Annotated in this window: 9 protein-coding genes and 1 pseudogene; 3 read left to right on the top strand and 7 right to left on the bottom strand. The window is 60.7% G+C overall.

Going from position 1 to position 13,173, the window contains the following annotated elements:
* Positions 1–100 precede the first annotated feature (100 nt).
* Genes AC07PE_RS00345 through AC07PE_RS00335 form a run of 3 tightly spaced genes read left to right on the top strand, consistent with a single transcriptional unit; the run spans position 101 to position 4,841 of the window.
* Positions 101–1,693, top strand: a complete 1,593-nt coding sequence (locus tag AC07PE_RS00345) for an FAD-binding oxidoreductase (protein ID WP_498760667.1) — start codon at positions 101–103, stop codon at positions 1,691–1,693.
* Positions 1,690–3,279, top strand: a complete 1,590-nt coding sequence (locus AC07PE_RS00340; RefSeq protein WP_498760666.1) for a glycerol-3-phosphate dehydrogenase/oxidase — start codon at positions 1,690–1,692, stop codon at positions 3,277–3,279. Before AC07PE_RS00345 ends, AC07PE_RS00340 begins: the two co-directional genes overlap by 4 nt.
* On the top strand, positions 3,276–4,841 hold the full coding sequence (locus AC07PE_RS00335; protein WP_498760665.1) for an FGGY-family carbohydrate kinase: 1,566 nt from the start codon (positions 3,276–3,278) through the stop codon (positions 4,839–4,841). Before AC07PE_RS00340 ends, AC07PE_RS00335 begins: the two co-directional genes overlap by 4 nt.
* Here AC07PE_RS00335 and AC07PE_RS00330 read toward each other — a convergent pair whose 3' ends face one another.
* The 7 genes and pseudogenes from AC07PE_RS00330 to AC07PE_RS00300 all read right to left on the bottom strand — a co-directional run bounded on the left by AC07PE_RS00330 (position 4,842) and on the right by AC07PE_RS00300 (position 13,109).
* Positions 4,842–6,182: a diguanylate cyclase gene (locus tag AC07PE_RS00330; RefSeq protein WP_498760664.1), complete on the bottom strand. Its 1,341-nt coding sequence runs from the start codon at positions 6,180–6,182 to the stop codon at positions 4,842–4,844.
* 224 nt (positions 6,183–6,406) lie between these two features.
* Positions 6,407–6,547, bottom strand: a pseudogene (locus AC07PE_RS00325) (PLP-dependent aminotransferase family protein); the annotation flags it as partial.
* Positions 6,548–6,801: 254 nt separating this feature from the next.
* The gene (drt3b, locus tag AC07PE_RS00320; protein WP_498760663.1) at positions 6,802–8,850 is read right to left on the bottom strand and encodes an antiviral reverse transcriptase Drt3b; all 2,049 of its coding nucleotides are present in this window, start codon (positions 8,848–8,850) and stop codon (positions 6,802–6,804) included.
* Positions 8,843–10,102: an antiviral reverse transcriptase Drt3a gene (gene drt3a, locus AC07PE_RS00315; protein ID WP_498760662.1), complete on the bottom strand. Its 1,260-nt coding sequence runs from the start codon at positions 10,100–10,102 to the stop codon at positions 8,843–8,845. Before drt3a ends, drt3b begins: the two co-directional genes overlap by 8 nt.
* A 181-nt stretch (positions 10,103–10,283) precedes the next feature.
* On the bottom strand, positions 10,284–11,477 hold the full coding sequence (locus AC07PE_RS00310; protein ID WP_498760661.1) for an aminotransferase-like domain-containing protein: 1,194 nt from the start codon (positions 11,475–11,477) through the stop codon (positions 10,284–10,286).
* A 181-nt stretch (positions 11,478–11,658) separates the two neighbouring features.
* Positions 11,659–12,120 carry a RidA family protein gene (locus tag AC07PE_RS00305; protein WP_498760660.1) on the bottom strand — a complete coding sequence of 154 codons (462 nt, stop codon included), beginning with the start codon at positions 12,118–12,120 and terminating at the stop codon, positions 11,659–11,661.
* Between the two features lie 59 nt (positions 12,121–12,179).
* Complete coding sequence (locus tag AC07PE_RS00300) at positions 12,180–13,109, bottom strand: DMT family transporter (protein WP_498760659.1); 930 nt, start codon at positions 13,107–13,109, stop codon at positions 12,180–12,182.
* Positions 13,110–13,173: the final 64 nt, after the last annotated feature.

Genomic DNA, 13,173 nt, shown 5'->3' with positions numbered 1-13,173 from the left:
GAACAAGCGCTTGGCATGAATCCGCAATACGTGGGAAAGCGATGGCCTTATATTCTTGCAAAGTATAAATAAATGCAACGGCTAATAAGGTGAGAGCGGCATGAGGCGATGGAACGGCTGGGGAGACGATGCGATCGAGTTGCCGATCGGCGAGGGAGTGCAGCGCTTCCTGGTAGAGAAGCTGGGGCCGGGCACGGGGCCGCAGGATGCGACATTCGAGGCGGTGTGCGCGCAGCTGGCGCCGTCGAAGCTGCCGCCGCATCCGCTGGTGGACACGGCGCCCGCCGTGCGCCTCAATCACGCGCTGGGCCAGAGCCTGCAGGACTGGCTGCGCCTGCGCTACGGCCGCATCGACGTGGCGCCGGACGGCGTGGCCTTCCCGGAAAGCGCGGACGAGGTACGCACGCTGATCCGCTACGCCGCCGATGCCGGCGCGGCCATCGTGCCCTACGGCGGCGGCACCAGCGTCTGCGGACACCTGGATGCGGCGCGCGGCCGGCCCACGCTGTCGGTCGACATGAGCCGCCTGCGCGCACTCACAAGCCTGGACCGCGAATCGCTGCTGGCCACCTTCGGCGCCGGCGTCGCCGGGCCGGACCTCGAAGCCCAGCTGCGCGCCCACGGCTATACCCTCGGCCACTTCCCGCAATCCTTCGAGTACTCGACCCTGGGCGGCTGGGTGGTGACGCGCTCCTCGGGCCAGCAGTCGCTGCGCTATGGCCGCATAGAGCAGCTGTTCGCGGGCGGGCGCATGGAGACGCCGCAGGGCCTGCTCGAGATCCCGACCTTCCCGGCATCCGCCGCCGGCCCCGACCTGCGCGAGCTGGTGCTGGGTTCCGAAGGCAGGATGGGCATACTCACGGAAGCGACGGTGCGGATCAGTCCCTTGCCGGAATTCGAAGCCTTCCACGCTGTGTTCCTGCCGGACTGGGAGTGCGCCGAATCGGCCGTGCGCGCCATCGTGCAGGCGCGCCTGGGGCTGTCGATGCTGCGCCTGTCGAATCCGGTCGAGACGGCGACCATGCTGACGTTGGCCGGCCATGGGAGACAGGTAGCGTTGCTCGAGACCCTGCTGCGCCTGCGCGGTGCGGGCGAGGGCAAGTGCATGCTGCTGGTCGGCGCCAGCGGCGCCAAGGGACAGGCAAGAGCGGCCCTGGCTGCGGCCCTGAAAATCGCGCGGCGCCACAAGGGCGTGCACGCGGGCGGGGGCCTGGGCGAGCGCTGGAAGAAGAACCGCTTCCGCAACGTCTACCTGCGCAACGCCGCCTGGGAGCGCGGCTATGCGATCGACACCGTCGAGACGGCCGTCGACTGGCCGCGCGTGAGCCCGGCGATGCGCGCGGTGGAGGGTGCGGCGGCAGCAGCACTGGCTGCGGAGGGCGAGCGGGTGCACGCCTACACCCACCTGTCGCACCTGTATGCGCAGGGCGCCAGCGTCTACACGACCTTCATCTGGCGCCTCGCCGGGAACTTCGATGCCGACCTGGCGCGCTGGCGCCGCATCAAGACGGCGGTGTCGGAAGCCATCGTCGCCAGCGGCGGCACCATCAGCCATCAGCATGGAGTCGGCACCGACCACGCGCCCTGGCTGCACGAAGAGAAGGGCCGGCTCGGCATGGAAGCGCTGCGCGCGCTGTTCCGCCAGTTCGACCCGGATGGCTGCATGAACCCCGGCAAACTGGTCACACCATGAATGCGCTCTGGAGACGCGACGGGCGCGCCGCGCTGCCCGGGCTGATGGAGAAAGAATGGGACCTGCTGGTGATCGGCGGCGGCATCACCGGCGCCGGCATCCTGCTGGAAGCGGCGCGGCGCGGACTGAAGGCCTTGCTGGTCGAACGCCGCGATTTCGCCTGGGGCACATCGAGCCGCTCCTCGAAGCTGGTGCACGGCGGCCTGCGCTACCTGAAGGACGGCCATCTGCACCTGACGCGCGAGTCGGTGCGCGAGCGCGAAAGCCTGCTGCGCGACGCGCCCGGCCTGGTCGAGCCGCAGGGCTTCGCTTTCGCCCACTACGAGGGCCAGCGCGGCAAGCGCAGCTTCCTGGCCGGCCTGGCCATCTACGACCTGCTGGCCGGACGGCGCGAGCGGCACTGGCTGGCTACGGAAGAATTCTTGGAGCGGGCGCCCAACGTGGGACGTGAAGGCCTGGTGGGCGGCATCGTGTACACGGACGCCAAGACCGACGATGCGCGGCTGGTGCTGCGCGTGCTGGGCGAGGCGATGGCGCACGGCGCCGCGGCGCTCAATTATGTGGCGGCGCACTCGCTGATCCGCGTCGATGGCCGCGTGGCCGGCGCGGTGCTGCACGACGAAATGAGCGGCGCCACCCACGAAGTGAAGGCGCGCGTGACGGTCGACGCCACCGGCGTGTGGTCCGGCGCCCTGCATGGGAAAGGCCCGCGCCTGCGTCCGCTGCGCGGCAGCCACCTGATCCTGCCGGCCTGGCGCCTGCCGCTGTCCCAGGCCGTGAGCCTGATGCACCCGCATGACGGCCGGCCGGTGTTCGCCTATCCCTGGGAGGGCACGACCCTGGTCGGCACCACCGACCTCGATCACGAGCAGCCGATGGAGAAGGATGCACGCATCACGCGGGCCGAGGTCGATTACCTGCTGGCGGCCCTGCAGGCGCAGTTCCCGCAGCTCGGCATCGATGAGCGCGACGTGCTGTCGACCTACGCCGGCGTGCGCCCGGTGATCGCCGGCGGCCACGCGGACGCGTCGCGCGAAGGACGCGAGCACAGCGTCTGGAGCGAGGATGGCCTGGTGGCGGTAGCCGGCGGCAAGCTGACCACCTTCCGCGCCATCGCCCTCGACGCCCTGAAACAGGTGCGTACCCAGCTGCCGGAGTGGCTTGACGAGCTGCGGCCCTGCCGCGTGTTCGCACCGCCGCCGGCGGCATCGCAGGGCAAGCTGCCCGCCGGCCTGCTGCGGCGCTTGCAGGGCCGGCATGGCGCATGGTCCGGGGCGCTGCTCGAAGCGGCAGCCGAAGGCGAGTGCGAGATCGTCCCCGGCACCGAGACCCCGTGGGCCGAGCTGCGCTGGGCCGCGCGTGCGGAAGCGGTGCAGCGTCTCGAGGACCTGCTGCTGCGCCGTACGCGACTGGGCTTGCAGCTGAAGGAGGGCGGCAGGGCGCTGATGCCGCGCATCCGTGCGATCTGCCAGCCGGAGCTGGGCTGGATTGATGCCCGCTGGGAACAAGAAGAACAGGACTACGCAGCCTTGTGGCGCTCCCACTATGGCCTGCCGCAGGAGACGGAGCAGGAGAACCGCGCATGAGCATGCAACCCACCATCCTCGCCATCGACAACGGCACCCAGAGCGTACGCGCGCTGCTGTTCGACCTGCAGGGGAATATCGTGGCCAAGTCCCAGGTCATGCTGGAGGCCTATTATTCGACCCAGCCCGGCTGGGCCGAGCACGACCCCGAGGATTACTGGGCCTCGCTGTGCAAGGCCTGCCGGGGTTTATGGACGCAGCCGGGCGTGAACAAGGCGGCGGTGCAGGGCGTGGCCGTCACCACCCAGCGCGGCACCGTGGTCAGCCTGGGCGAGGACGGCCAGCCGCTGCGCCCGGCCATCACCTGGCTGGACCAGCGCCGCACCGACGTCTATCCGCCCATTGCCTGGTGGTGGCAGACCGCGTTCAAGCTGGCGCGGGTCGACGGCACCATCGACTACTTCCGCGGCGAGGCCGAGATCAACTGGATCAAGGCGCACCAGCCGGACATCTGGAAAGCGACCGACAAGTTCCTCCTGCTGTCCGGCTACCTGAACTGGCGGCTGTGCGGGCGCTTCGCCGACTCCAGCGGTTCGCAGGTGGCCTATCTGCCTTTCGACTACAAGCGCCGCCGCTGGGCTGCGCGCCACGACTGGAAGTGGCAGGCGCTGGCGGTCGAGCCGCACATGCTGCCCGAGCTGGTCGATCCCGGCGAGCGTCTCGGCACGATCTCGGCACAGGCTGCACTCGATACCGGCATCCCGCAAGGCCTGCCGCTGCTGGCCGCCGCCGCCGACAAGGCCTGCGAGGTGATCGGCGCCGGCTGCCGCGAGCCGCACGTGGGCTGCCTGAGCTACGGCACCACGGCCACCATCAACACCACCAGCACGCGCTACACCGAAGTCACGCCCTTCATTCCTCCTTATCCGGCGGCGCTGCCTGGCGCCTACAGCAACGAGGTGCAGGTCTTCCGCGGCTACTGGATGGTCAACTGGTTCAAGGAGCAGTTCGGCCACCACGAGCAGACCCGCGCGCTGCTGGAAGACGTCGCGCCGGAGCAGCTGTTCGACCAGATGGCCAGCACCGTGCCGCCCGGTTCGATGGGCCTGATGCTGCAGCCCTACTGGACGCCCGGCATCCGCATGCCGGGGCGCGAGGCCAAGGGCGGCATCATCGGCTTCGGCGACGTCCACACCCGCGCCCACGTCTACCGCGCCATCCTCGAAGGCCTGGCCTATGCGCTGCGCGAGGGGAAGGAACGGATCGAGAAGAGAAGCGGGGTGGCGATTACGGAGCTGCGCGTGTCCGGCGGCGGCTCGCAGAGCGACTGCGCGATGCAGCTCACGGCCGACATCTTCGGCCTGCCGACCGCGCGCCCGCACGTGTACGAGACCTCCGGCCTGGGCGCGGCGATCGACGCCGCCGTCGGCCTCGGCCTGCACCGGGATTTCGATGCGGCGGTGGCGGCAATGACCAGGGTAGGGCGGGTGTTCGAGCCGGTGGCGGAGAACCGCCAGATCTACGACCGGCTGTACCGGCAGGTGTACCGGCGGATGTACAGGCAGCTGCAGCCGCTGTACCGGGATATTGCGGAGATTACCGGCTACCCGCGGCAGCTCTGATCACATCATCGCCGCGTTGCGCACCGCATCCCAGGCTGCCCCGGTAGCGACTGCGGTCTCGACCCGGTTGCGCCCACCTTCCTTGGCCGCGTACATGGCGCGGTCGGCGCACGCGAACAGCTGCTCGATCTGGTCCAGCTGGGTCGGCACGATGGTCGCCACGCCCACCGAGACCGTGATCCACGGCGAGGTCGGCGAACGCGGGTTCGGCAGCTGCAGGGCTTCGACGGCGGTGCGGATCGCTTCCGCCAGGCGGGTCGCCGCGATGGCCGGGGTCTCGCCGAACAGCAGCACGAATTCCTCGCCGCCGTAGCGCGCCGCCAGGTCGGTCGGGCGCAGCGCGTGCGCTTCCAGGGCCTGGGCCACCTTCTGCAGGCAGAGGTCGCCGGCGGCGTGGCCGAGGGTGTCGTTGTACAGCTTGAAGTGGTCGACGTCGAGCACCACCAGCGACAGCGGCTGGGCGTTGCGGATCGCGCGCTGCCATTCCTTTTCCAGGAAGCTGTCGAAGTGGCGGCGGTTGGCGATCCGGGTCAGCGGATCCAGCATGGCGGCGCGCTGCAGCGCATCCTCGGACTGCTTGTGGTGGGTGATGTCGTGCAGCAGGGCGACGAACTGGCCGTCGGCCGCGTGCATCGGCGTCATCGTCAGGTCCATCGCGCGCAGGCCGCCGTCGCGGTGGCGGATCAGCACTTCGCGGGTGCCGTGGCCGATCGCTTCCATCGAGCTGCAGGTGTCCGGATGCCCGTCCTGGCTGGACAGCAGCTCGCTGAGCTTGCGGCCCACCAGCTCCTCGCTGGCATAGCCCAGGTAGCGGTCGCAGGACGGGTTCGCGTACTGGATGCGGCCGCAGCGCTCGACGATCAGCAGGCCCTGGTCCATGCTGTCGACGATCATGCGCAGGCGGTCCGCCTGTTCCTTCTGGATGTCGCTGCCGCTGGACAGGCGCAGCTGGGCGCGCACGCGGGCGCAGACTTCCTCCATGCGCAGCGGCTTGGGGATGTAGTCGGCGGCGCCGATGTCGAAGCCGGCCACGATGTCCTCGGTCTCGCCGCGCGCGCTCATGAAAATCACGGGAATGCGCGAGGTCGCCGGCTGCGCCTTCATGCGGCGGCAGGTTTCCAGGCCGTCCATGCCGGGCATGACGACGTCGAGCAGCACCAGGTCGGGCTGGATGCGCTGGGCGATTTCGAGGGCGCGCTTGCCCGAGGTGGCGACGAAGGTCTGGTAACCCTGGCGCAGCATCATCGTGCGCAGCAGGGCGAGATTGTCCGGTGCGTCGTCGACGATCAGAATGGCAGGCTTGCGGGGCGCGGCAAGCCCCGCGCTGGCTAGGTTGGTCATACTGTGCCTTGTGAGGGCTGCACGGTGGGTACGTTCAAAATCATACCTTGTTGCGCACCATCAAGGGGCAAGTATTGCTTGTTTGACAGAAAATTCTGTGACTTTGGCGCAACTTTTGGTTGCCGATAAAAACAGAAAGTTACACGGGCGGGCACCGACGGTAACAATGCGGCAAGGGTAGGCGCGGGCCGGACGGCCCGCGCGCGAGGGATACGGCTAAGGGATTACAGCTGGTCCTTGATCGGTTTGCCCAGCACGGCGATGCCTTCACGGATGCGCTCCGGCGGCACGGTCACGAAGGACAGGCGCAGGGTGTTGGTGGCCGGATCGTTGGCGTAGAAGGGCGCGCCCGGCACGAAGGCGACGCGGGCGCTTGGATGAGGAGCAGAGCCCTTAATTGCTGGAGAATGCACGAGCTGCACATTCACTCGTGTGTCCTATAACCCCCTTTACAATCATCTCGTATACTATCTGATTGTAAAGGGACTTCAATTATAGGGGGTCATTACCATAGATCTAATGTAAAAAACCACCTTCACTAGGTATTGTATGCTAAACGTCAGCCTGAAACTGTCTAAACTTCGACTATGCAGCTCGTACAAATAGGATGTTACACGATTCAATATGCAGAGCGCAACTCTTTTTTCCAGAGGATCTCGCCAAGGTCATGATTCTTATCCCATGAAAAGAACCAGTCGCCTTTACTGATAACGTCCAAAAGATTTGAAAGCCTAGGGGTAACATCCTTCTTATTGTATTTTTTCAGCACAGACCTCCCGACGTCGACCTTTGCTGTCTGAGGAACATATGGGCAGCGAATGAAGTCAAACAATAACATCGAAAGTTCGGAACTTCTTTGTATACTTTTGAAATCGATTTCGGTATCGAAGAGTTTTATAACGTGGTTTATCAAATCTGATTTAATGACATTGTAGTCGGGAATGTCCTCTACATAATGCAGGAAGGTAACAATCTGAAAATATCCGAATAAATTTTTTGGAAAATCGATTGACTTATCTTTGGGTTTGAAAAGTCTATATGCGCTCAATAGTTCATTCGGGGTAAGTAAATATTCCGGGCCGAATGATTTGAGTGCCGCTAGCAAGTTGAGCACTTCAATGTTATCGCCTTCCTCAGTAAGAGCAGTATCCCTTAAGATTACTCTTATTTGCTCTGCCATGTAATTTTTTAGAGGCTCTGAAATTTCTTTGTCACACTGCTCTAAAAAACGAAATATTAAGAAACAAAGCGCGCTAATTTGGTATGTTGCTCGTACTCGCGGCGACATTGCATAAACGAAAAATATTACTTCGCTTACCAATAGAATAAATCTAATTAGTCTCTCTTGTTCTCGCTCGGAAGTGTCTTCAATGCGAATTTGCTCTAAAAGTGCGCTGAGCTTTTGACTAATTACAGTGAAAAAGTAATTTGAGATGCCTTCGAAAGGGGCGTCTGTCTCCGATACTATAGTTTTGATGTCTCGTATATATCCAGAGGCAACATTAGTAGCTATCCCGACGTATTTAATCTGAAATGGTGGTCGCACTGGTCCGATAAAATCCCCATGTTTTTGCTTTAACGTTTCGCGAACTTCGGTTTTCGTTCTTGTGTGTTTTGAAAACATTCGATCGGCCAGCGCTGCAAGCTCAATTTTGGCGGTGGTCTGACCAGTAATAAATGGGCGAGATATCGTTGTCGTTTTTGAGTCGTTAAGATAGAGTTTGTATTGTCCTAAGTGTTTGCTAAAGGTTTTTTGGCAAATATCGGCGACTTGGTAATCGTTGAAGAAAATAAAGTAGTCATCGACATAGCGCCTTACTTCATAATGGATGCCGGCTGAGACATTCATTTCGGAAAGCTCGTCTTCAACCTCGCGATCTATGCTTTGCAAGATTATCTCAGCAAAAATTCGAGAAACTTCAGCGCCAACAACGATTCCATTTGTTTCATTGTAGTTTGATCGCTGCATTACTTTGTCAAAAATCTGTTCGAATGCACTATCGTCCCGATGTTCTTTGCTATATTCCTTCGATTTCGCTGCCCATGTGAACGAGTGCGTATAAATGTGATGAAAACATTTTGATATGTCGAGAGTGCGTAGCCTGGCGAAGCGCTTTTCTAGGCTGTGATACTCACTCGATTCATAGAATTTGTGAATCAGTCCATATCGATCGTAGGCGAAATATGATGAGGCGCTTTTGTTTTGATCTGCGAAGCCATCGCTGTGTACCTCAACCTCATTTTTAGACGGCTCCCAAAGGAATTTGGTGGCACGCCGTTTTTCAACGAAGTGAGTGGCAACTCGACTAGGTCTACGTAACGTGAAGTTGCTTCGCGAACATAACCCAATAATGAGTTGAGCATATTTTTGATAAAGTTCACAATATTCCAATTGTAAACCGGGATGCACAACGCTCAACGCTCTAAAATCGAGGGAGTCTTTCTTAATTCTAAAGTCGTACGGAATTGAGAATTCGCGATTTAGCTTAAAAATTGGCAAATTGCATTCGTTGCCCAGCTTTTCGATAGCCCCTTTTCTTACTCGCTCATAAAATCCGGAATTTGAAAATCTAACCGGAACCTCATAAGGGAGTGTGTCAGTCAAAAGCGGCCTAAGATAGTCACTCTTTTTAAATGGAATTTTCCTGATTTTTTTTGCTTTAGACATGATGCCAACATTTTTTTATTTGACGAAGACGTCGTGCAGACACATTGTGAGTAACCCTATTCTTATAGCCAGCTTCAAAAGAAAATTTACCTAAAGTTTGGCGTTGAGATTTCGTTAGAGCTGATAATTTATGCCCAAATGAACAACTTTGCGAAAAAACGGCATGTCGCAAGAATGAACTAAGTTCACTTAGCTCTAGTGCGCCCTGTTCATCAATGTAGCTGTAGCTGTAGTATATCCCGGAAAGAAGCGTCCCATCGTTCGTGGGTCTTTGCATTCTAGTGTTGCTTGTCAGAAATCGAATTCTGCTGAATAACAAGGCGAAATCATTGGTTTTGATAAAGTCCAGCAAAGAAAGCATGATGCGTTGCTTTATTTTCTTTACTTTGCTTTCAGCAATCTTAACAATTAGGCGTGGGGGAAGAGGAGGAGCACCAGCGTTAGGCTTGCCATTAATAGGAACATCCTTTTGTTGCCTAAATTGAAACCTGTAGCCCAAATACTCAATGAACGGATTGTGAATAAAGGAAGCGCAGTTACCTTTTTCATTGAACTCTACAATCTCGTATTTTGTTGGGTGGAATGACATCCCGTGGGGTAATTGTGCCGAAATCTTCTTCAATAGCGAAGTAGGTTCAGCTATCGAAAAAAGAATGATATCGTCGACGTATCTTGCGTAATAATAAACGCCAGGCATTCTTCGAACAGCCTTGTCGAATTCTTGTAAGTAAATTTCGGATAAGGTAGAGCTTAAGCTAATCCCGCGAGGGACGCCGTGCTGCTTAAACTGAGTGGACTGAAATAACGCATGAAGTACCAACTTGCTTCTATATCCCAGTAGAGAGCGCGAGCACAGTCGATCAATTAGCTCGTGTCGGTTAATCGACTCGTAAAAGTCTTTGATGTCTAGTCGAATTACGTAGTATGGAAGCTTCTCTTCGAACAGTAGTTTTACTTGTCCGACTATTTCATGTCGATTCGCTGGCGTAACCTTGTATAGTCTACGAATATTGTCGTTCAGTTTTCGAATCGCGAACTCATCACTACATGTTGATGCAGTGTAGACCGGCTTTCCTCCGCGCAATGCTTTGTCAAATCGAGAGAATTTGAAATCGTCTGAGGTTATTTTTTGACTAACAATGGCCATTTTGGCTTCGTAATCATCAGAACTCCTTCCAAGTTTATATTTGGAAGGATCCAATCGATTAACAAGCTTAAGTAAATTTTGCGTTGAGAAGGTTTGGTCAATCATCGGCAGTACTGGAAATCTTAATTAACTCAGTATTGTCGTACAATATTTTTGCGTAGATCTCTCGAATTGTCACTGGAACGTGTCTAATCGCAGCGACTGCACGATACAAATAAAAAACCGCGTTGTGCCGAAGGCTACAACGCGGTTCTGGCTGCAACGCCTTTTTAAAGTTAGACCTTACTTACAACTGCTCCTTGATCAGTTTGCCCAGCACGGCGATGCCTTCACGGATGCGCTCCGGCGGCACGGTCACGAAGGACAGACGCAGGGTGTTGGTGGCCGGATCGTTGGCGTAGAAAGGCGCGCCCGGCACGAAGGCGACGCGGGCGGCGATGGCCTGGTCCAGCAGCTTGGTGGCGTCGATGTGCTTCGGCAGGTCGACCCAGATGAACATGCCGCCTTCCGGACGGGTCCAGGTCACGCTGTCCGGGAAGTGCTCGTCCATCGCATCCAGCATCACCTGGCACTGGTTGGCGTACAGGCTGCGGATGGTCGGGATGTGTTCGTTCAGGAAGCCGTCCTTGACCACTTCGTGCACCACCATCTGGGTCAGCTGGGCGGTGTGCAGGTCGGCGGCCTGCTTGGCCAGCTCGAGGCGGCGCACCAGCGGCAGCGGGGCGCAGACGTAGCCGAGGCGGATGCCCGGGGTCAGCACCTTCGAGAAGGAACCCATGTAGATCACGCCGTCCGGGTTCATGTTCAGCATGCGCGGCATCGGCTCGCCCTTGTACGACAGCGCGCCGTAAGGATCGTCTTCGATCAGCGGCAGGCCGAGGCGGGCGCAGGTTTCGACCAGTTCACGGCGGCGTTCCAGCGACAGCGAGCGGCCGGTCGGGTTCTGGAAGTTCGGCAGCGCGTACAGCAGGCGCGCGCCTTCGGCCAGGCCTTCGAGCGAGGACGGCACCAGGCCGTGATCGTCGGTCTCGACCGAGTGGAAATCGGGGCGGTAGACCGAGAACGCCTGCAGGGCGCCGAGGTAGCTCGGGGTCTCGACCAGCACTTTGCTGCCTTCGTCGATCAGTACCTTGCCCAGCAGGTCGAGCGCCTGCTGCGAGCCGGACACCATCAGGATCTGCTCGGGCAGGATCTTGCAGTCGGGCGTGGACAGGTATCCCGCAATCCATTCGCGCAGCGGGGCGTAGCCGTCGGTCGGGCCGTATTGGAGGGCCTGCTTGCCGGTTTCGCTCAGCACCTTGTCGTAAGCGGCTTTCATGCGCTCGACCGGGAAGGTGGCGGGCGACGGCAGGCCGCCGGCGAAGGAGATGATCTCCGGACGCTGGGTAATCTTCAGGATTTCGCGGATCGCCGAGCTTTGCAGCTGCTGCGCGCGTTCCGAAAACTGCCACTGGATGGGATTGGGATTTTCGATTTTCATACTGATCTCACAGGAAGGACGGCTGGGATGCGTCGGCCATTATAAAGCACGCTGGATGAGCGGCTTCGTCAAATGGGGCGCGCCTTGTGAGCCCGCCCCGGAACTTGTAACGTGGGCACGGTGTGCCCACCCTACATCGTTACTCGAATCGTAGAGTGGGCACACCGTGCCCACGCCAACATTATGCTACTTCGACAATCATCTCGATTTCGACGCAGGTCCCGCGGGGCAGGGACGCCACGCCGAAGGCCGAGCGGGCATGCTTGCCGGCATCGCCGAACACTTCGCCCAGCAGTTCCGAGCAGCCGTTGGTGACCAGGTGTTGTTCGTTGTATTCCGGGGTCGAGGCCACCAGGCTCATCACCTTGACGATGCGCTTCACGCGGCCGAGGTCGCCGCCGCAGGCTTCCTGCAGGGTGCCCATCAGGTCGATCGCGACCGAGCGCGCGGCGGCCTGGCCTTCGGCGGTGGTCTTGTTCTTGCCCAGCAGGCCAGTATTCGGCGAGCCGTCGGCGTTCTTGGCGATATGGCCGGAGATAAAGACCAGGTTGCCGGTCTGCACGTACATGACGTAGGCCGCGGCCGGGGTGGCCGGCGAGGCGAGGGTGATGTTCAGTTCTTTGAGTTTGTCGTAGACAGACATGGGGTCCCCAGGGTTGCTTGAATAAGAGCCGGTATTGTACGACTTGCCAATGCCTGAGGCTACCGTCGCACCTGCATCCGGCGCCCGGCCGCCACCACGGCGATCACCGCCAGCGCGAAGCCGCAGTTGGCCACCGTCAGCGGTTCGCCCAGCAGCACCCAGGCGCCGCCCAGGGACAGGAAGGGCTGCACCAGCTGCACCTGGCCGACCCGCGCCACCCCGCCCAGCGCCAGGCCGCGGTACCAGAAGAAGAAGCCGACGATGGTCGAGAACACGGTGGTGTAGCCCAGCCCCAGCCAGGCGCGCGGGCCGACTTCGCCCAGGCGCCCGAACTGTTCGGCGTCGAGCACGGCCAGCAGCAGGGCGCTCGGCAGCGCGGCCAGCACCAGCGCCCAGCTGATGGTTTCCTGGCCGCCCATGCTGCGCGCCAGCTTGCCGCCTTCCGCATAGCCGACCGCCGCCGACAGCACCGCCCCGAACATCAGGAAGTCGGCCGGCGCGAAATGGCCGCCGCCCTGGGCCAGTGCGAAGGCCACCACCAGGCTCGAGCCGAGCAGGGCCAGCGCCCAGAAGCCGCGCGACGGACGCTCATGGCCGCGCAGGGCCGAATACAGGGCCGTGCACAGCGGCAGCGCGCCGACCAGCACGGCGCCGTGCGAGGCCGGCAGCGAGCGCATGGCGATCGAGGTCAGCAGCGGAAAGCCGATGATGCAGCCGAGCGCGACCACGGCCAGGGGCAGCAGCGTCGCGCGCGGCGGCAGTGGAGCGCGGGCCCACCACAGCCAGCCGCCTGCGATGACCGCCGCGCCGACCGCGCGCGCCAGGGCGACGAACAGCGGGTCGAGGTCGGCCACGGCCATGCGCGTCATCGGCAGGGTCAGGCTGAACAGCGCGACCGCGGCCAGGCCGAGCAGCATGCCGCGGGTTTCGCGCCGGCTGTCGTCGAGGGCCGCGGGCAGGGCGGGTGGGGCGAGGGTGGACTGGGTCATGCGGGCTCCTGTCGTTGCGTCACTGGCTTGATGAGGCTATGCTAGACCTTAAGAGCAGTACAGT

This window comes from Telluria sp. GW821-FHT07G12 (assembly GCF_059418525.1).
Note: the sequence above shows the minus strand (reverse complement) of the source record. Positions and strands in the feature narration are given on the sequence as shown.